Here is an 18187-nt window from a genome sequence, read left to right as displayed (position 1 = left end):
TTTCCGCTGCTCCATGCTCCAGATTCAGAACTTCATCAACGGCCGGTTTGTACCGCCCGCCGCCGGCCGCTACCTCAACAACATCGACCCCGCCACCGGCCAGGTCTACGGCCGCATCCCCGACTCCGACGCGGCTGATGTGGCGCTGGCCGTGCAGGCGGCTCAGGCGGCGTTTCCGGCTTGGCGGGCCCGGCCGGCCGAGCAGCGGGGCCGCCTGCTGGTGCGCATTGCCGAGCTGATTGAGCAGAACCTGGAGCGGCTGGCCCAGGCCGAAAGCCAGGACAACGGCAAACCAGTAGCCCTGGCCCGCGTGGTGGACATCCCCAGGGCGGCCAGCAACTTCGCTTTTTTTGGCACCGGCATCAGCCATTTTGCTTCCGAAACCCACTTCCAGGAAGGCTTGGCGCTGAACTATACGGTGCGGCACCCGCTGGGCGTGGTGGGCTGCATTTCGCCCTGGAACCTGCCGCTGTACCTCTTCACCTGGAAAATAGCGCCCGCGCTGGCCGCCGGCAACTGCGTGGTGGCCAAGCCTTCGGAGATTACGCCCGCCACGGCTTTTCTGCTGGGCGAACTGTGCCAAGAGGCGGGGCTGCCGGCGGGCGTGCTCAACATCGTGCACGGCACGGGGCCGGGCGCGGGGCAGGCCATTGTGGAGCATCCGCTGGTGAAGGCCATCAGCTTCACGGGCGGCACCAAAACCGGCGAGCATATTGCCCGCACGGCCGCGCCCATGTTCAAAAAGCTAAGCCTGGAGCTGGGCGGCAAAAACCCTAACGTCATCTTCGCCGACTGCGACCTGGCGGCGGCCGTGAGCACCAGCGTGCAGTCGAGCTTCAGCAACCAGGGCCAGATCTGCCTCTGCGGCTCGCGCATCTTCATCGAGCGGCCTATCTATGAGCAGTTCAAGGCCGCTTTCCTGGCCCGCGTGGCCACGCTCACCGTCGGCGACCCGCAGCTGGACACCACCCGGCAAGGCGCATTGGTGAGCGAAGCGCATTTACTGAAAGTGCAGTCCTACATCGACTTAGCCCAACAGGAAGGCGGCACGCTGCTGGCCGGCGGGCAACGCGTGCGGCCTGAAGGGCGCTGCGCCTGGGGCTTCTTCCTGCAGCCCACCGTGTTTGAGGGCCTGGCCCCCGACTGCCGCACCAACCGCGAGGAAATCTTCGGTCCCGTGGTCACGCTCACGCCCTTCGACACCGAGGCCGAGGCGCTGGAATGGGCCAACGGCACCGACTACGGCCTCTCTGCCACCATCTGGACCCGCGACCTAGACCGCGCCCACCGTGTAGCCCACCAGCTGCACGCCGGCGTGGTCTGGATCAATACCTGGCTGCTGCGAGACTTGCGCACGCCCTTCGGGGGCATGAAGAACTCCGGCGTGGGCCGCGAAGGCGGGCTGGAAGCGCTGCGGTTTTTCACCGAGGCCCAGAATGTGTGCGTGAAGCTGTGAGTTTGGTCGACTTTACGCCTCCGGCTCTGTACCCCCATCCAACGGCGCGGCTTGCGTGAATGGCACCAGAAACGGAGCTTTTCGGCTTACCAGCAGCACCACAAACAAGGACGTGAACAGGCTCACAGAGGCCAGATACGTGTAAGGAATGATCAGGAAGCCGTAGAAAGTGGCCAGGTAGACTTTCAGGCTGAGCAGCGCGGCTAGGCGCGGGTCGAAGCGGTGGCGGAAGCGCCAGAACAGCCCGCCGCTAAGCACCACAATGGCCGTACAGGCTGCGAAATGCACCGTTTGCAGCCGGGCAATGCGCTCCGTGAGCGTGCCGGTCATATCGTAGAACCAGGGCGCGAAGCCCACGCCGTTGAACAGGTGCATGGGCAGCGGCGGCACGGCGCGGGGGTCGATGCGCTGCCATTCGCCCTCGGCAATGCCCATATTTTCCAGCTGGGCCCGCAGGAAAATAGTGGGGTCGGAGAGCAGGAAAGGACCGAAGATGAGCACCACCACGGCCAGCGCCAAACCGGCCGTGAGCCAGCCGCGCCGCCGGTTTTCCCACAGCAGCAGCAGCCCGTAGAGCGGCACCCACAGCGCCAGCGAAAACCGCGACAAAAGGCATAGCACCAACCCCAACGCTTTGAGCCACGGGTTTTTACTGAGCGTGCCGCCCGCCAGCACCAAGTAGTAGCCTACAATCAGGCTTTCCACCGTGAGGCTGTACATGTTCTTATCGGTCAGCACGGCGAAGTGCAGCACCAGCACGGGCAGCACCGCTTTCAGCAGCCACTCGCCCCGCGGCAGGGCCAGCCGGGCCAGCGGCCACTGGTACGCCAGCAGCAGCGCCAGCAGCAGCAGGCCAAATGCCCAAGCCCGGTAGTCGAGGCCCCACAGCTCGGCCGGCACAAACGGCAGCCACTGCAGGGGCGGATAATTGGGCAGAAACGTGTAGCCCAGCAGTGTGATGGGCCGATAAACCGTCTCCGGCCCCAGAAACCGGGTTACGTAGACCTGCAACGCAGGGATGATATCCGACTTTACCCCAATATCCGCCACCTGCACCCGCCCGACGAGCTTGGCGATAACCGGAGCCGTAATCAGCCAGCTGATAAAGGTGAGGCCGGCACCGATGGCCAGCCGGGGCAGCACGGTCCGGGGGCCGGCGGCGGGAGCGGGCCATTGAAAGCGCGAGTCCAGCACGGCGCGGGCCGTGAGCAGGCACAGCGCCAAGCCCAGCAGATACAGCACCAACGGGCTCCAATATGGCCCAAGGCCGCCACGCAGATACGTAAAAAACAGCGTTTCCAGCACGAAGAGCAAGCCAATGCCTGCCAACAGGACCGGACTAGTCGCGCGGAGCGAACCGGGAGGAATCATGAAAAATATTCGGCAAAACGTACTGGTTGACTGACCCGCCGCAGCCACCAAAAGGCGCGGGCGGCAAACCGGCTGCAAATAGCACTGGTTTTTCTTTTCTCCCCAAACCACTCTGTCCTAACGCAGGCTGCCCGGCTACTGCAGCTTCTCCAGCTCCCTTTCCAGCTCAGCCAGCGTCGTTTCCCGAAACTCCAGCGTCTCTGTTTCTCGCTGTCCCGTAACGGTTTCTTGCATAGCCAGATACGGCGTACCGTTGCGGTACTGTACGCCCACCACCACCGCCCGCTGGTTGGCCGGCACGCCCGCAAAATGGTAGCCCTCGGCCCGTGGCTCCCCCGCCACGATGGTGGTGCTCTCGCGGAATACCAGATGCACGCTGGTGGTGGGCTCGGTATCGGCAGTGGCGGTGAAAGCAGCCTGCGCCCCGGCGGGCCGCCACTCCCGCTCGCAAGTCAGCCAGCCCAGCCTGTCAGCCTGGAAGGCGTAGTGCGCGGCAGCCGGCTCGGAGACTTCGGGGTGGTCGTCGCCTTCGTCGGTGGCGGGCAACGTGTCGGCGTTGGCGGCGGGGTCGGGGCTATTTTCGGCCGTCATCTGGCCCTGCTGCTGCAGGGAGAAGCGGATGGGCAGCGTCATCTTCACGGGCACCAGCTGGCCGCCCTGCCGGGCCGGGGTCCAGTGGCCGGAGGTGAGAGCCAGCACGCGCAGCACCTCCTCATCGCAGCCGTCGCCGAGGCTCCGCACGACATTGGGGCTCAGCACCTTGCCACCTTCATCTACCACGAAGGAAACGTAAACTAGGCCCTCAGTGCGGCTGGCCAGCGCCGCCGCCGGATACCGGATCAGGCGGTTGATATCGGCGGGGCCGCTGCCGTAGCTGGGCATTTGGGTAGCTTGGGTGGCAACGGCCGGCGGGGCTGGGTGGCGCACGATAGGGCCGGCCGCCACCCAGTGTGCGGGCTGCTGCCGCCGGCTGCCCTGGCCGTAGAAAAGTCGCATGCCTTTCTGGCGGCGCACAAATGGCATTTCGAGCTGAAAAGCCTGCCCCGCCGCTACGTGCAGCGGTTGCCCGTGTGCCGATGCCCGCACCAGCACAATGCCGCCCGAATCGAGCAGGTCGCCCTCCGGGGTCACCGTCGAGAGGTTGGAAAGCAGCATATCGGCCACCGTGTAGCACTCCTTCAGCTCTACCCACACCGGACCGGTGGCGGGCTTTTCGCTGGCATTCACGAGCACCTGCGCCGGCAAGCGCACGATGGTGCCCTCGCGGCCGTGCACTTCGGCGGGCTGGGTAGGGTCAATCTGAAAATACTCGCTGGCCTTCAGCGTGAGGTCGTGCAGGCGGGCTTCGGAGGGCGGCGGGGCGGCGGTATCGGCGGCAAAGGGCCGCGTGGTGCCGCGCCGGTACACCAGCGGCGCGTTGCGGCGGGTGCGCTGGGCTAAGCGGTGCCAGGTCCGGTTTATAGTCTGGCCCGTGGCCGGGGTTTGGGGCAAGGAGTCGTTCAGGGCCGGCGCGGGGGCAGCGGGCTCGGCGGGGGCGGCGCGAACCGGCTTTTCGCGCTGGCAGCTTCCCAGGCCGGCCAGAAGCAGTGCTCCGAGCAGGAAGCGGGTTTTTATCTGGAGCATACGCATGAGGCCATTCTACGCGAAAAACTCAGAAACAAACGCTGCCCCGGCATTTTTTCCTGCAAACTTGGGGCTGAGCCGGCCCCAGTCGCGGCCGGGCCACTCTGTCCGCGGGCCCCACCTACGGCGCGCTGAAATAGAACCCGGGCTGGGGCGTTAGCGGTTTAAAGATATTGATTTCGGCGCGGCTGGCGGCCCCGCGCCGGCCGCGCCGCCAAAACTTCGCGGCTTCCTTCCGACCTTTGCTCTCTATGCGTCATCGCCTGCTTCTGCTTCTGCCCGCCCCGCTCCTGCTCAGCCTGCTGGTAGCCTGTTCCAAAACCCCGGCCGGGCCGCGCCTGGACCTGGTGGGCAGCAGCCGCTACACCAGCTTCGACCGCATCCTCACCACGCCTGGCGACACGGTTACGTTCAAGCTCTACAGCAGCGTGCGCACCGCCGACCGGCTGCTAACGCATGTGCGCATCTTCGTGAATTACACGCCCACCAAAAACCCGCTGCGCGAACGGGCCGACTACGACGCGGTGACGGTGGCGGCCAACCAAGACCCGGAGCTGGTTTTTCTCGATTCGGCCATGTCCGCGCGCGAATTTCTTCTCCAGACCACGCTGAACGCCCGCACGACCTCGGGCCGGGAAAAGTGGCGCTTCGAGGCCGAAGACGCGGAGGGCAATAAGGTGAGCCGGAGCTTTCAGCTGCAGTTGCGCAACAGCGACTCGCTGCGCCTCACCTACCACCGCTACACTGCTCAGTTGCAGGCCCCTGGGGCCGGCGGCAACCGCCGCAGCTTTCTGGCGCTGCTGCCCGGCCTCACGCTGCCGCGCTTCACGGTGCGCACCAATGCGGCGGCCCAGAGCCTGATCGATGTGGTGTATGTAGCCACCCGCAACGGCATCGTACTGGCCGCTCCCACCGACACCATCGCGCATCTGGCCGCCTGGCCCGCCCGCCCCACCGCTTTCCGGTCTACCGCCCTGGATAAGGCCGGCTTCGATGCCGCCGACACCGGCCAGGAGCTGACCGACCTGTTCGCGGGCAACCCCAACGCCCCAGCCACCCGCACCGCGCCGCTTGCCAAAGGCCAGGTCTACGCCTTCCGCACCCAGGACCAGAAATCCGGGCTGTTTTTCGTGCAGGAAATCCTCACCGCGCCCGTTCCGACCGTGCTCCTGCAAGTGCGCGTCACGAAGTAAGGAGGCTTTTGATTCCGGCTTAAGTAAACCCAAAAAGGGGCGCTCCTGACCGGAACGCCCCTTTTTGGGTTTGATCCGCAGCTATTCAACTCCTTAAAACGTGGAGCCGATGGTAACGGACGTGGTGTAGCGGTTGCCGTCGATGCGGATGACCGGGGCCGCCGCGTTGGGCAGCGAATACGACTGACTGTAGCGTTTGTCGAGGGCGTACACGGCGGCGGCATCGAGGAAGAAGTTGCCCTGCCGCAGGCCCAGACCGCCGGTAAAGTACTGCTGCGTCCGGTCAAACTCGTTGGTTTTGAATGGGTCGCCGTAGCGGGCGTAGCCAGCCCGCACCCGGAACACATCCAAGCGGGCCTCGCCACCGAAGCGCACGTTTACGGCCGAGTGGTACAGAGCTTTCACGCTGTTGTTTTCCCGGTCGAAGGCGTAGGTGTTGTTCGTTTCGGCGTCGCCGCCCAACCGGGCCTGGCTATAGTTCAGATACTCCACGTCGCCGGTCAGAAAGCCATGCTTGCCAATGGTGACGGCGGCCCCGCCCGAAGCCCGGAACGGCGTGGTGAGCGAATAAGTGTACTCGCCCGGCAACGACTTCACCGAGGCCGAAAGCGCGGTACCCGGCTGGGGCAGCGCCGAAAAGCGCGTATCCAGCGAAGTAGAGTAGTTATCGGTGAGGCGCATGAAGGTGGGCGTCTGCACCGAGCCGCCCAGGCGCACAGCATCGTTCAGGCGGTATATGGCCCCCACTTTCAGGTTGAGGCCCGTGCCGCGGGTTTCCACCTGGTCGCGCCGGCTCAGGCTGAGGAAGGGCGTAGTGTTGTTGGGGTCGTTGGCCTCCGTTTCCTGAAAGGTGCGCGTCTCGTTGTAGCTGCTGGTGACAAGGCCCACGCTGGCTCCCACGTAGAGCCGGTCTTTGTAGCTGGCCCCGAAGGCGAAGTCGAACTGATTCTGTCCGCCGGTGGTGAGCACCGTTTCATTTTGCGTGATGGGCCCCACGCGCCGAATGGTGCCGAGCGAGTCTTCCGGCACCCGGGGGTCGGCCCGCTTTTTCTTGTCGTAGAAGCCTGTCAGCAGGCCGCCGTAGGCCAGCCCGTCCAGCGACACGTATTCCCCATCCTTATACTGGGCATCAATGTCATCGTAGGCCCCAATCAGGCTGCCATCCACGAATTCCGGATTGCGCAGGCGCTCAAAAAACGAGCGGTTCTCGCTCACGGTGTTGGTGTAGCGGTACTGGGCGTTAAAGTCGTTCAGGCGGGTGAAGCCAATGCCGAAGCTGCTGCCGCGCCAGTCCGAGCTGATGTCGTCGTCGGTCAGGCGGTTGGTGAACACGGCCCCAAAGCTGCCGACGTGGAAGCTGTTGCGGTTGGCCGTGAGCCGGGTATCGGCGCCCGGCGCTTGCGTTTCGGCCTGCCCCAGCCCCAGCCCTGGCGTGAAGCTGAACTCCGACTTGCGGAACAGACCCAGGCCGGCCGGATTGCTGCTCAAATTGCCCAGGTCAGCGCCTAACGCCACGTTGGCCCCAGCGATGCCCAGCGTGCGGGCCGGCCCCCCAAACTGAATCCGCGAATAGCGTAGCGCATCCGTTTCATTCTGGGCAAAGGCGTGGCCGGCCAGTCCCATCAGGACCAGGCCAAGGCCATATTTCAGGTTTTTCATCAGGAAAAAGGAAGGGAGCCGGCTACCCGGCTGTTCACAATCAAGGAGTTGGCGAGGCCCGGCTTACTGCATCCGGCCCCGGCCGCGCGAGCCGCCACCGCTGTTACCACCGCCGCCGCTGTTGTCGCTACCGGAGCTGCGAGGAGCGGAGTACGTGCGCGAAGGCTCCGAGCGGGAAGGCTCCGAATAGCGCTGGCGCTGGGGTTGCTCCGCCGGCTGCTCCCGCGACCGGCTGGGCTGGTCAGCATTGCCGAATACGCGCTGCCGAACCCGCTGAGGCTGCTCGTCATCGCCGCCGGCCTGCTGGGGCTGGGGCATTTCGCGGTAGCTCCCGCGCCGGGGCTGGGCGTAGTCCTGGGGCGTGGTGGCCGGAGCGGCATCGGTGCCGCCGCCATTCTCCACCACCCGCCAGCGGCCCCGCGAGCTTTCCGTGTTCAGGCGCGGCTGCTCGGCCTCCGAAATTTGGCTCCGACGCATCTCCCGCTCTTTCAACTGCTTATCCGCTGCCTCACTAGCGTTATTGAACTGGCCACTTGGATTCTGCCGAATCGTGCTTTCCGACACGGCCGTGCCACTGCTCTGGCCTTCCACAATGCGGCCGCGGCCCCGACCGGGTGCCACGGTCGAGGTGCCGCTGCCATTGCCCCCGTTGGAAAAGCCACCCGTAGACGAGCCGCCACCGCTTGGGTTGGCAATACCGCCTTCCTCGATGCGGCCCCGGCCCCGCCCGGCGTTGCCCTGGCCCGCAGCGGCCGAGGTAGCCTCGCGGGCTCCGTCGCGCCGGGGGCCATAGTAAGTTCTGGTACCGGCACCGCGCCCGCCGTAGCTATAGCCGCTGTTCAGACCATCATAATAGCCGTTGCGATACCCGTTGCGGTAGCCGCCGAAGCCGCCATAGCCGTAGCCGTAGCCAAAGCCCCCAAAGCGCCAGGGGTTGTAGTAGGGTCGGCCAAAGCCGATGTTGATATTAACAAAGCTGCCGCCGTAGGCATAGGGGCCGTAGAAGGGGTCATAAAACGGGTCGTAGAACGCGCCATAGTAGCCCGGCCCCCAGCCGTAGGGCGAAAAGCCGCCGCCGTACCAGAAGGGGTCAACGTAGGCAAAATCATAGTAGCCGTAGCCGAACCCCCGGAACGCGGGCTGGTGGAAGCGCCGGATGCGGGCCGAGTAGCCGTAGTCGTCATCGTAGTACTCGGTGCGGCTGGCTGAACCCGAGGCACGGCCACTTTCCCTCCGGTACTCCGGGTTAGTGGCTTCGTCAGCACCGGCATCGGTATCCGCCTTGTCATTAGGATCTTGCGCAGCGCGGGCATCGCTCTGCCCGGAAGAAGGAGCCGCGGAGGCGGTGGCATTCCGGGTGGTGCGGTCTTTGGAGGAGTAATACACGCCGTCGTCCTCCGTAGAGGCGAGCTGCGAGGTGCTGGCGCAACTGCCCAGCGCGAGCAGGGACAGGGCCGGCAAAAATGCGGTTAAGATCTTTTTCATGGCTGCTTGCGCGTAAGAAAGGGCCGGAAGAGGGAGAGCGTGTAAACCGTTACCCCGAAGAGGGCGAAAACCCGCGAATGGTTGTCTGACAATCGCCGGTTACGCCGGTTTATTTTTAACGTAATTTGGCGGCGAAACGGTGCCCCGAAACAAGGACAAATCCTGTACCAGCTTTAGGCGCTTTTCCCCCTACCAAAGATACCCCGAATATGAGTAAAAGTTTGCCCAAGCGCAGTGAAGATTATTCACTGTGGTACAATGAGTTGGTGAAGCGGGCGGGCCTGGCCGAAAACTCGGCCGTGCGCGGCTGCATGGTCATCAAACCCTACGGCTACGCCATCTGGGAGAAGATGCAGCGCCAGCTCGACGATATGTTCAAGCGCACGGGCCACCAGAACGCCTACTTCCCGCTGCTCGTGCCCAAAAGCATGTTTGAGGCCGAGGAAAAAAACGCCGAGGGCTTTGCCAAAGAGTGCGCCGTAGTGACGCACTACCGTCTGCAGACCGACCCCGACAACCCCGGCAAGCTGCGCGTGGACCCCAACGCCAAGCTGGAGGAAGAACTCATTATCCGGCCCACCTCGGAGGCCATTATCTGGAGCACCTACAAAGGCTGGATTCAGAGCTACCGCGACCTGCCGCTGCTCATCAACCAGTGGGCCAACGTGATGCGTTGGGAAATGCGCACCCGGCTGTTTTTGCGCACCGCCGAATTTCTGTGGCAGGAAGGCCACACGGCCCATGCCACGGCCGAGGAGGCCATTGCCGAAACCCGCCAGATGCTGGACGTGTACGCCCAGTTTGCCGAAGAATGGATGGCGCTGCCCGTGGTGAAAGGCGTGAAGTCGGAAAACGAGCGGTTTGCGGGTGCCCTGGATACGTATTGTATCGAAGGACTGATGCAGGACGGCAAAGCCCTGCAGGCCGGCACGTCGCACTTCCTGGGGCAGAATTTTGCCAAGGCTTTCGATGTGCAGTTTACCAACAAGGAAGGCCAATTGGAGCACGTATGGGGCACCAGCTGGGGCGTTAGCACCCGCCTGATGGGCGCTCTGGTAATGGCGCACTCCGACGACGAAGGCTTGGTATTGCCGCCCAAGCTGGCCCCGATTCAGGTGGTTATCGTGCCCATTTATAAGGCCGGGCAGCTGGAAGAGCTGGCCGAGCGCATCCGCCCTATGCAGATGGGCCTGCTGGACCGCGGCATCAGCGTGAAGTTTGATGACCGCGACACCGAGCGGCCAGGCTTCAAGTTTGCGGAGTGGGAGCTGAAAGGCGTGCCCGTGCGCATTGCCGTGGGCATGCGCGACCTGGAAAGCGGCACCGTGGAAGTGGCCCGCCGCGACACCAAGGAGAAAATGAACCTGCCTCTGGCCGACATCGTGGACCACGTTGCCGCGCTGCTCGACGACATTCAGGCCAACATCTACAACAAGGCCCTACGCTTCCGCGAAGCCCACACCACCCGCGTGGATACCTACGAGGAGTTCAAGCAGGCCCTCGAAGGTGAGGGCGGCTTCGTGGTAGCGCATTGGGACGGCACCTCCGAAACCGAGGAGCGCATCAAGGAAGAAACCAAAGCCACCATCCGCTGCCTGGCCCTGGCCGAGCCCGACGAGCAAGGCGTGGATATGCTCACCGGCAAGCCCAGTGCCCGCCGCGTGTATTTCGCCCGGGCTTACTAAACAACTTATTTTAAAGCAGATAAGAACGTCCTACCGAGCGAAGTCGAGGTATCTCGCGTGCTGACACTGGATTACTAATCCAACATCAGCACGCGAGATACCTCGACTTCGCTCGGTAGGACGTTCTTTTTATATTCCAAACTAAGCTTGGCTTCACACGCGCAACTCCAGATGCAGCTGCTGACGCACACGCTCCGCCTGCAGCACATGCCGCTCCTGGTGGGCTACTACAAACTCCAGCGCGTCGCCAATACTTAGCTTCAGCAGCCGGAAAAACTCGACCGGAATGGCTTTGCGGCTCAAATCAGTCGTTTTGGCTTGGGCAAGCAAAGCAAGCAATTGCTGCTGGTGCGCCAGAAACTCTGCTATGGTGGCAGGGCTGAGCTGGCTTTGGTTGGGGTTCATACGGGCCAGCGTTTTCTGCTTTTTTTGGTTTTCGGGCCGCACGGCCTCAATGGATTTCCGCCCCAGCCAGCTGTGGCTGAAATCGGTGGGCGCTGGCCCGGCCGGCTGGGCCAGCGCCTTGGCCAGCTGCGGCAGGTAGTAGCGGGCGTAGCGGTTCAGGTGCTCCAGGCACTCCAGAATGCTCCAGCTGGTTGGGCTGGGCTTGACGTTCAGCAGCGCGGCTTCCAGGGGCGCGAAGTCAGTGCTGACGGTGGTGTGCAGGGCTTGCACGCGGCCATGCAGGGCTTCGAGAAAAGCGCGGGAGTTCATGACAAAATGCGGTTTGGTGCGGGCTACAAAACTCTCCAATCTGGCCGGGCAGAATCTTGATTGAGCGCAAGATTTAGCGCAGCCGGCTAAGCGTTTCGGGGGTCATGCGCAGGTAGGAGGCAATGTATTTTTTGGGCACCAGCTGAAACAGGTGCGGGCTGCGGGCCAGCAGGCGCGCCAGTCGCCGCTCTGGCTCGGGCAGTAGCAGGTCAATTTCCCGCTCGATGCGGCCCATCACGGCCCGCTCCAGCTCCAGCCGCCAGAACCGGGCGAAGTTGGGCCGCGCCTCCACGATGGCCGAAAAATCGGCGCGGCTGATACCGATCAGCTCACTTTTGCGCAGTGCCTGAATGCTGTACTCCGATGGCTGCCCGGCCACGAACGACGGAAACGAGCACACCAGTGTGTTGCCGTAGGCGAAGCCCACGCAGATTTCCTCGGTCTGGCTGGGGTAGAAGATACGCAGCGTGCCCGCCCGCACGAAGTACAAATGGTGCTCCACCTGTCCCGGCCGAATCAGGAAGTCGCCGCGCTGCAGCCGGACGGACTTGTGCCAGAGCGGCACGAAGGCCGCAATGTCTTCTTCCGTCAGAAAAGGCACCTGCCGCAACAGGGCTGCCAATAGCTCGGGGGCAGCGGCGGCGGGGGTGGCGGAAATAAGCGACATAAGAAGGGAAAGTAAAGGCGCGGGCAACAGGCGAAGCTAACACTTTGGCCGCCGAACATACTGCGCGGCGTGGCGGCTTTCTGCGTATCTTTAGAGCACCCTCACCCCTACCGTTTTCACCTCATGGACTGGATTAGCATTGCCCTGCTGCTGTTTTTCGGCCTGCTGTTTCTCATTGCCGAAGTGCTGTTCATTCCCGGCACCACGGTGGTGGGGCTGGCGGGCTTCGCGCTGCTGGCAGCTGGCATCTGGTTCGGCTACCGCGACCTGGGTACCTCGGCCGGGCACGTCACGCTGGTCACGGCGCTGGTGCTGGCCGGCATCATCATCTACATCGGCCTGCGGCCCAAGAACATGGCGCGGCTGGCCCTCACCGAAGTAAACGACACCCACGTGCGCGATGCCCGCCTGCCCGACGTGCAGCCCGGCACCGTGGGCCGGGCCATTTCGGCGCTGCGGCCCTCGGGCACGGTGCTCTTTGCCGAGCACCGCCGCGAAGTAGTGACGCGGGGCGAGTTCGTGCCGACCGGAGCGGCGGTGCGGGTGCTGCGCATAGAGCAGAACCGCATCATCGTGGAAGCGGTGGCTTGAGCATAAAGTCAGCTGCCCATTATTATTGCATCGATTTAAGCGCCACCTTGCCCCGCCAACTTATCCTGTCCGCATGAATAATTTTCCCGTCGTTCCGGTTGCCATTGCCGGCGTTGCCCTGCTGGTTTTCCTGTACTTTTTCCCCATCAGCCTCTGGATTACGGCCATCTTCTCGGGGGTACGGGTCAGCCTGTTCCAGCTGGTGCTGATGCGGGTGCGCAAGGTGTCGCCCACGCTCATTGTCAACTCGCTTATCACGGCTACTAAAGCCGGCCTGCAGCTCACCAGTAACGAGCTGGAAACGCATTACCTGGCCGGCGGCAACGTGCCCAGCGTTATTAAAGCCCTGATTTCGGCCGACAAGGCCAACATTCCGCTCACCTTCAAGCAAGCCACGGCTATTGATCTGGCGGGCCGCAACGTGTTTGAGGCCGTCACAACTTCCGTGAATCCGAAGGTGATTAATACGCCGAATGTGGCCGCCGTGTCGCAGGATGGCATTCAGCTTATCGTCATTGCCCGCGTCACGGTGCGGGCCAACATCACGCAGCTGGTAGGCGGGGCCGGCGAGGAAACCATTCTGGCCCGCGTGGGTGAGGGCATCGTGACCAGCATCGGCTCGTCGGTGTCGCACAAGGAAGTGCTGGAGCACCCCGACCGCATCTCCAAGCTCGTGCTCAGCAAGGGCCTCGATGCCGGCACAGCCTTCGAAATCCTGAGCATTGACATCGCCGACATCGAAATCGGCACCAACATCGGGGCCAAGCTCCAGATAGATCAGGCCAACGCCGACCTGAAGGTGGCCGAAGCCAAGGCCGAGGAGCGCCGCGCCATGGCCGTGGCCGTGGAACAGGAAAACCGCGCCAAAACCCAGGAGGCCAAAGCTCGCGTGGTGGAGGCCGAAGCTGAAATCCCGAAAGCCATTGCCGACGCCTTCCGCTCCGGCAACCTCGGCGTGATGGATTACTACAAAATGCGCAACGTGCAAGCCGACACCGACATGCGCGACTCCATCGCCAACCCCGGCGGCCAGGGCAGCAGCACCAAGCCGAGTTGATAAGCTGCTAAAAATTTCGTCTGTCATCCTGAGCCTGCGAAGGATCTTCCTCTTCAGCTACTGCAATTGTCATTCAACGCACAAAGCCCTTTACCATTTGCGTGGTAAAGGGCTTTGCTCATTTTAAAAAGCTTGTCGCTTAACGGAGAAAGGTCCTTCGCTTTTCTCAGGATGACAGGCGCTTTGCATCAGCACATTTCCACATCAGCACATTAAAAAATCACTTCTTCGTAATTCGGAACTCCACGCGGCGGTTCAGCTTGCGGGTTTCTTCTTTTTCGTTGCTGGCAATGGGCTTCGAGCCGCCGAAGCCTTCGGTGGCAATGCGGTTACCAGGAATGCCCTTCGACACCAGGTATTTCTTCACCTCGTTCACGCGGTCCAAGCTTAGCTTCACGTTCAGCGCCGGGTCGCCTTGGTTGTCGGTGTGGCCTTCCAGCTTAATTTCCACGCCCGGATAATCCTTCAGAATGCGCACCAGCCGCAACAGTTCGGGATAAGAATTGTCGCGCAGATAGTACTTGCTCTGGGTGAAAAAGATGTTGTTCAGCTTGATGGTGGAGCCCACCGCGAAGGGCACCAGAAACAAATCCTGGGTGATTTCGCTGTATTTCTGCTTGTCGGTAGCGTCGAGGTTGTCGCTCTCAGCCAGGTAGTTCGGCGACTCGGCGCGGTAGCCGTAGTGCGCGCCCGAAGGCAGCACAATGGTGTAGGAGCCATCAACGGGGCTGGTTTCCGCCACCCCGATTTCTTCGCCGGTCAGCAGGTTTTCGTAGCGGATGGTGGCGGCCACCGGCTTCTGAGTGGCGGCATCCAGCACGCGGCCCCGCACCAGCGTCACCACTTCGGGCTTGAACTGCGGCGTGAGGTTGATGCGGAAAATGTCGCGGGAATTGTCAATACCCTTCCGGGACGAAACCAGGTAGGCATCTTCGCCGGAAGCGGCCAGCGTGAAGTAGCCGTCGAAATCAGGCGAGTTGATGCTGGTGCCCAGGTTGCGCGGGGCGCTCCAGTTGGTCCAGGTGTCGTCGAGGCGCTTGGAGTAAAAAATGTCGGCGTTGCCGTAGCCGGTGTGGCCTTCGGAGGCGAAGTAGAGCGTTTTGCCATCGGCCGCCAGAAACGGGGCAAACTCGGGCTTCTTGGTATTCACTGCCGAGCCCAGGTTTTTGGGCCGCGACCAGCCGCCGTCGGGCTTAGGAAAGCTCACGTAGATATCCTGCTCGCCCTTACCGTCTTTGCGGGCCACGGCCATCAGCAGGGCTTTGCCGGAAGTAGCCAAAAAGTAGTCGACATGGTCGGGGTCGTCGTTATAGAAATCCTCGATTTCCATCTTTACCGGCATGCCCCAGCCCGTTTTGGTGCGGCGAACTGTGCTCACGCCTTTCGGATCGAGCGAGCCGTCAGGGCGATACACGTTGATGAGCACCGCGCTGTTACCATCCGACGACACCGAGGCCAGCCCGTTGGGGCCGGGAGTATTGATGGGGCCGCCGATGTTTTTGGCCGGGTTCCAGCTTTTTTTGGCGGCATTGGCCAGGGTGCTGTACCACACGTCCTGCCCGTCCTTCGAGCCGCCCACGTTCTGCGGGCTCTCCTGGCGGGCAAAAAACAGCGTCTTGCCGTCGGGGCTGATGACCGGGTGGGTGTCTACGTATTTTGAGTTGACGTTTGGCCCCAGGTTCACCATCGCGGAGTCGAACCGCACGCTGCCCTCGGGGGCCACATTAGCGAATTCCTTTTTCACCATCACCTCCGCCACGTCTGCAATGCCGATGGCGTCGATCTGGTTTACGCCGTTCACGGCCTTGGTATTCATGGTCACTACCACGCCGATAGTGCGGTAGGTAGCAGCCGGGAAGGTGGCCTGCAGCGAGCGGAACTGCTCCGGAATAGGGCCGGGGCTGTCGTTGGTATAAATCTGGTGCTTGGTGCCGCGGGTGTCCACCAGCTCAATCTTGATAACGGAGCCGGGGTTGAAGTTCTCAATCACTGTCACCTGCTTGGCCACCAATGACTTGCCGAAGCGCACCTCAATAAATTCGTTGGTACCTTCCTTTTTAGGAATCCAGGCATCGTTGCTGATCTGGCCCAGCGGCTGCGCGTTGGGCTCGCCCAGTACTTTTTCGGGCGAAAAGGCTTCTTTCCCCTCCGCCTTTTGCGAAGATACGCCTACCACTTTGGCGGCCCAGATGGCGTGTTGCGCCTGCGTAAGCCCGGCACCGCCCAAAACCAACCCCAGCGACAGAAAAAGTTTCCGAACAATCATAAGCTACATGATGGCAAAACAAAAGCCTGCGGGTTTGTACAACTTACCCCTATGGCAACCCCGGACACACAAGACGACTTGTGCCGCCGGGAAGTTACGACAAGCCCGACAAGCCAACCCAAAAATAAACAGCCGAGCTTGGGTTTAGCATTATTTTTTGCGGTATGGCGGCCGGCAGCGCCACTCCGCCGGGCGGTCCGTTGCGGCGCGGGCCCCGATTGGCTACCTTACCCCTTGCTGGCGGCACCGTGCAGATGCGCCCTATTATCTGTTTGTTATGTGTCGCCGCGGTGCCTGGTTTCTGTTCGTATTCATTGTGAGCCTGGTGCTGGCGGCCGGGTGCGCGGTGCCAATTAGGGCCCAGCAGCCCGGCCAAGTCCCGGCCCCCGATTCGCTGGTGCTGCTTTCCTTCCGGGCCCGGCGCGTGGGCGTGAGTACCTACGCCCAGCAAACCAATCTATTGGGTAGCTACCGCCTTACGGCCCGCCAGCACCTGCGCTACCGGCTGCTCAGCGAGTGGCTCTACGACGAGCGCGGCCGCCCGCCTTTCGTGCGCGAAGACTACCTGGCCCATGCGCTGCACACCCTGCGCCTGGGCCGGGGCTGGGAGGCCGGTCAGCAGCTACACTTTGAGCAAAGTAGGGCCAATGCCACCCGCTCCGGGGCCTGGCTGGGCCGGCTGGGCTACCACCACCGCCTGCGCCCACTGGCAGCCACCGATACGCTGTCGGAGGCCCGCTATGTGCTGTTTGGCGGGCTGGGCTACGATGCCCGCAATGGCCGCCGCGATGCCGGCCCCGCGTATGGACTGGAAGTGACGACGCTGGTGTACCCCCATCAGGGCTCCACGCAGCCGGTGGCGGTGCGGCTCTATGGCACGCGCTCCAACCTGGGTCCGCGCATCTGGCAGCGCACCGTGGCCGAAGGCTTCTACGAGCGCACGTTCGACGACTACTCGACCGGGGCGTTGCGCCTGGGCTACCGCTCCAACCGGGCCGAAGACTACGTGCCCGGCAACGTGCAGCGCATTCAGAGCGACACCGTGGCCACCCAGCTCACGTGGGTCTACCGCCTCGCCGACCGGGTTTCGTTCCGCTCCGACAATTCCCTGGTGCTCCCCAGTCGAGCCTTCCTCTACCGTCGCCTTGCTTCTGAGGCAGATACCGTGCAAAACCTGCGCTACCAGCAGCAGGAGCTGGATACCCGACAGGAAGTGCGGCTGGGCAGCCGAAAGCTGCAGTTCATGCTCACCTTCAACTACCGGGAGCGAAACCGCGCCTACTCGCTCGACAACAACCGCAACCTGCTGCCCACGCGCCTGGAAACGGCTATGGCCCGCGAGCGGGTGAAGGACATTACCGAGAAAACTACCCTCTGGCAGTCGGAGCTGACGTGGCTGCCCCAGCCGCGCCACGCCCTCACGCTGCTGGGCACGGCCCAGTTGCTGCGCGTGGATACGCCCAGCAAGGAAAACGAGCAGGACCGCGACGAGTCGCAGCATCTGCTGCGCCTCACCTGGGCCGGGCGTTGGGCCGGCGCATTTCGCACCACCCTGGCCGTGGGCGGCGAATACCGGCAGTTCATCTTCATCAAAGCCGCCCAGAGTGCCGAGAACTACACCGACCGCCTACTGCACTGGGAGCCGGGCTTCACGTGGGCACCGGGCCGCTTCAGCCTCAAATCAACGTATCATCTGTGGGTGAGCTACCAGGTGCGCGACCGGGCCAGCGAGCAGCTGAAAAATCGCGCCAACCGGGTGCTGGAGCAGCAGCAGAACCTTAGCTACCAGCTCACGCCCCAGCGCCTTCTCACGCTGGACTACGTGCGCCGCGAAAACCGCGTGGGCCTGCTCAACTGGCCCCGCTTCCGCGAAAGCCCCCTGGATACCACCATCACGCACGATCTGGCTGGCGGCCTGCGCCAGGGCTGGAGCGGCCCGCGCGGCCGCAGCAGCCTGCGCGTGGGCTACCGCTTTCTGGAGCAGCGCACCCACGGTCGCGCTGCCCTGCTGGCCACCGCCGGCGGCACGCCCATTCTCATTTACCTGCGCCACGTAACGCGCCAGCAGGGCCCCGACCTGGCCTACGAGCGCCACACCGCCGCCGGCTTCACCCTCACCACCAGCCTCTGGCTGCAGCAGCTAAGCACTTTTTACCGCTACCGCGAAGGCCCCGGCCTCTACGCCGGCACCAGCTACGCCCCCGAAGAGCTGGCCCGCGCCACTCGCAACCTCTACCCTTATTTCGAAATAGCCATAAACTGGCGCGTAGGCAGCTGGCGATGAAATGATTGCCTGTCATTGCTTCACTTGATACGCGGAATGTCATGCCTTTTCGCAAGGACAGGCATGATCTATTCGCCGCTGTCATAAATCAGCAACGCCCCCTCTCCAGCTGGAAAGGGGGCGTTTTGGCGTAATA

At 63.0% G+C, this 18187-nt stretch carries 13 protein-coding genes; 6 read left to right on the top strand and 7 right to left on the bottom strand.

Features of this window, described 5'->3' with window-relative positions; all coding sequences use genetic code 11:
- Positions 1 to 13: 13 nt before the first annotated feature.
- Positions 14 to 1456 (top strand): aldehyde dehydrogenase, encoded by a 1443-nt coding sequence (locus tag BUB62_RS12410; protein WP_073110533.1) that lies wholly within the window; start codon positions 14 to 16, stop codon positions 1454 to 1456.
- Positions 1457 to 1468: 12 nt separating this feature from the next.
- On the opposite strand, the gene BUB62_RS12405 is transcribed toward BUB62_RS12410, so the two are convergent.
- On the bottom strand, positions 1469 to 2827 hold the full coding sequence (locus BUB62_RS12405; RefSeq protein WP_073110531.1) for a hypothetical protein: 1359 nt from the start codon (positions 2825 to 2827) through the stop codon (positions 1469 to 1471).
- Positions 2828 to 2962: 135 nt separating this feature from the next.
- Positions 2963 to 4450, bottom strand: a complete 1488-nt coding sequence (locus tag BUB62_RS12400; RefSeq protein ID WP_073110530.1) for an energy transducer TonB — start codon at positions 4448 to 4450, stop codon at positions 2963 to 2965.
- A gap of 251 nt (positions 4451 to 4701) precedes the next feature.
- Between BUB62_RS12400 and BUB62_RS12395 the strand changes: the two genes are divergently transcribed.
- On the top strand, positions 4702 to 5643 hold the full coding sequence (locus tag BUB62_RS12395; protein WP_073110528.1) for a hypothetical protein: 942 nt from the start codon (positions 4702 to 4704) through the stop codon (positions 5641 to 5643).
- Between the two features lie 93 nt (positions 5644 to 5736).
- Here the strand turns inward: BUB62_RS12395 and BUB62_RS12390 are convergent, their stop codons facing one another.
- Complete coding sequence (locus BUB62_RS12390; protein WP_073110527.1) at positions 5737 to 7302, bottom strand: OmpP1/FadL family transporter; 1566 nt, start codon at positions 7300 to 7302, stop codon at positions 5737 to 5739.
- 63 nt (positions 7303 to 7365) lie between these two features.
- Complete coding sequence (locus BUB62_RS19050) at positions 7366 to 8787, bottom strand: hypothetical protein (protein WP_073110526.1); 1422 nt, start codon at positions 8785 to 8787, stop codon at positions 7366 to 7368.
- Positions 8788 to 8996: 209 nt separating this feature from the next.
- Between BUB62_RS19050 and proS the strand changes: the two genes are divergently transcribed.
- Positions 8997 to 10472, top strand: coding sequence for a proline--tRNA ligase (proS, locus tag BUB62_RS12380; protein WP_073110525.1), 1476 nt, complete (start codon positions 8997 to 8999; stop codon positions 10470 to 10472).
- Positions 10473 to 10625: 153 nt separating this feature from the next.
- On the opposite strand, the gene BUB62_RS12375 is transcribed toward proS, so the two are convergent.
- Both BUB62_RS12375 and BUB62_RS12370 read right to left on the bottom strand, forming a co-directional pair.
- On the bottom strand, positions 10626 to 11186 hold the full coding sequence (locus BUB62_RS12375; protein ID WP_073110523.1) for a DinB family protein: 561 nt from the start codon (positions 11184 to 11186) through the stop codon (positions 10626 to 10628).
- Between the two features lie 73 nt (positions 11187 to 11259).
- On the bottom strand, positions 11260 to 11853 hold the full coding sequence (locus BUB62_RS12370; protein WP_084539037.1) for a Crp/Fnr family transcriptional regulator: 594 nt from the start codon (positions 11851 to 11853) through the stop codon (positions 11260 to 11262).
- Positions 11854 to 11922: 69 nt separating this feature from the next.
- Here BUB62_RS12370 and BUB62_RS12365 point away from each other — a divergent pair, with 69 nt between their 5' ends.
- Complete coding sequence (locus tag BUB62_RS12365) at positions 11923 to 12444, top strand: NfeD family protein (protein ID WP_449544969.1); 522 nt, start codon at positions 11923 to 11925, stop codon at positions 12442 to 12444.
- A gap of 73 nt (positions 12445 to 12517) precedes the next feature.
- Complete coding sequence (floA, locus tag BUB62_RS12360; RefSeq protein WP_073110521.1) at positions 12518 to 13501, top strand: flotillin-like protein FloA; 984 nt, start codon at positions 12518 to 12520, stop codon at positions 13499 to 13501.
- 220 nt (positions 13502 to 13721) lie between these two features.
- Here floA and BUB62_RS12355 read toward each other — a convergent pair whose 3' ends face one another.
- A complete protein-coding gene (locus tag BUB62_RS12355; protein ID WP_073110520.1) occupies positions 13722 to 15767 on the bottom strand; it encodes an OmpA family protein in 2046 nt (681 codons plus the stop codon).
- Between the two features lie 277 nt (positions 15768 to 16044).
- Here BUB62_RS12355 and BUB62_RS12350 point away from each other — a divergent pair, with 277 nt between their 5' ends.
- Positions 16045 to 18051 carry a hypothetical protein gene (locus tag BUB62_RS12350; RefSeq protein ID WP_073110519.1) on the top strand — a complete coding sequence of 669 codons (2007 nt, stop codon included), beginning with the start codon at positions 16045 to 16047 and terminating at the stop codon, positions 18049 to 18051.
- Positions 18052 to 18187 lie beyond the last annotated feature (136 nt).

The sequence above is a fragment of the Hymenobacter daecheongensis DSM 21074 genome (assembly GCF_900141805.1).
In the GTDB taxonomy this organism is placed as follows: domain Bacteria; phylum Bacteroidota; class Bacteroidia; order Cytophagales; family Hymenobacteraceae; genus Hymenobacter; species Hymenobacter daecheongensis.
Note: the sequence above shows the minus strand (reverse complement) of the source record. Positions and strands in the feature narration are given on the sequence as shown.

What these genes read in the sequence shown, in the direction of transcription:
- proS (WP_073110525.1), top strand. Translation starts at nt 8,997, where the DNA reads ATGAGTAAAAGTTTGCCCAAGCGCAGTGAAGATTATTCACTGTGGTAC.
- BUB62_RS12390 (WP_073110527.1), bottom strand. Translation starts at nt 7,302, where the DNA reads ATGAAAAACCTGAAATATGGCCTTGGCCTGGTCCTGATGGGACTGGCC.
- BUB62_RS12405 (WP_073110531.1), bottom strand. Translation starts at nt 2,827, where the DNA reads ATGATTCCTCCCGGTTCGCTCCGCGCGACTAGTCCGGTCCTGTTGGCA.
- BUB62_RS12375 (WP_073110523.1), bottom strand. Translation starts at nt 11,186, where the DNA reads ATGAACTCCCGCGCTTTTCTCGAAGCCCTGCATGGCCGCGTGCAAGCC.
- floA (WP_073110521.1), top strand. Translation starts at nt 12,518, where the DNA reads ATGAATAATTTTCCCGTCGTTCCGGTTGCCATTGCCGGCGTTGCCCTG.
- BUB62_RS12355 (WP_073110520.1), bottom strand. Translation starts at nt 15,767, where the DNA reads ATGATTGTTCGGAAACTTTTTCTGTCGCTGGGGTTGGTTTTGGGCGGT.
- BUB62_RS19050 (WP_073110526.1), bottom strand. Translation starts at nt 8,787, where the DNA reads ATGAAAAAGATCTTAACCGCATTTTTGCCGGCCCTGTCCCTGCTCGCG.
- BUB62_RS12400 (WP_073110530.1), bottom strand. Translation starts at nt 4,450, where the DNA reads ATGCTCCAGATAAAAACCCGCTTCCTGCTCGGAGCACTGCTTCTGGCC.
- BUB62_RS12410 (WP_073110533.1), top strand. Translation starts at nt 14, where the DNA reads ATGCTCCAGATTCAGAACTTCATCAACGGCCGGTTTGTACCGCCCGCC.
- BUB62_RS12395 (WP_073110528.1), top strand. Translation starts at nt 4,702, where the DNA reads ATGCGTCATCGCCTGCTTCTGCTTCTGCCCGCCCCGCTCCTGCTCAGC.
- BUB62_RS12370 (WP_084539037.1), bottom strand. Translation starts at nt 11,853, where the DNA reads ATGTCGCTTATTTCCGCCACCCCCGCCGCCGCTGCCCCCGAGCTATTG.
- BUB62_RS12350 (WP_073110519.1), top strand. Translation starts at nt 16,045, where the DNA reads ATGTGTCGCCGCGGTGCCTGGTTTCTGTTCGTATTCATTGTGAGCCTG.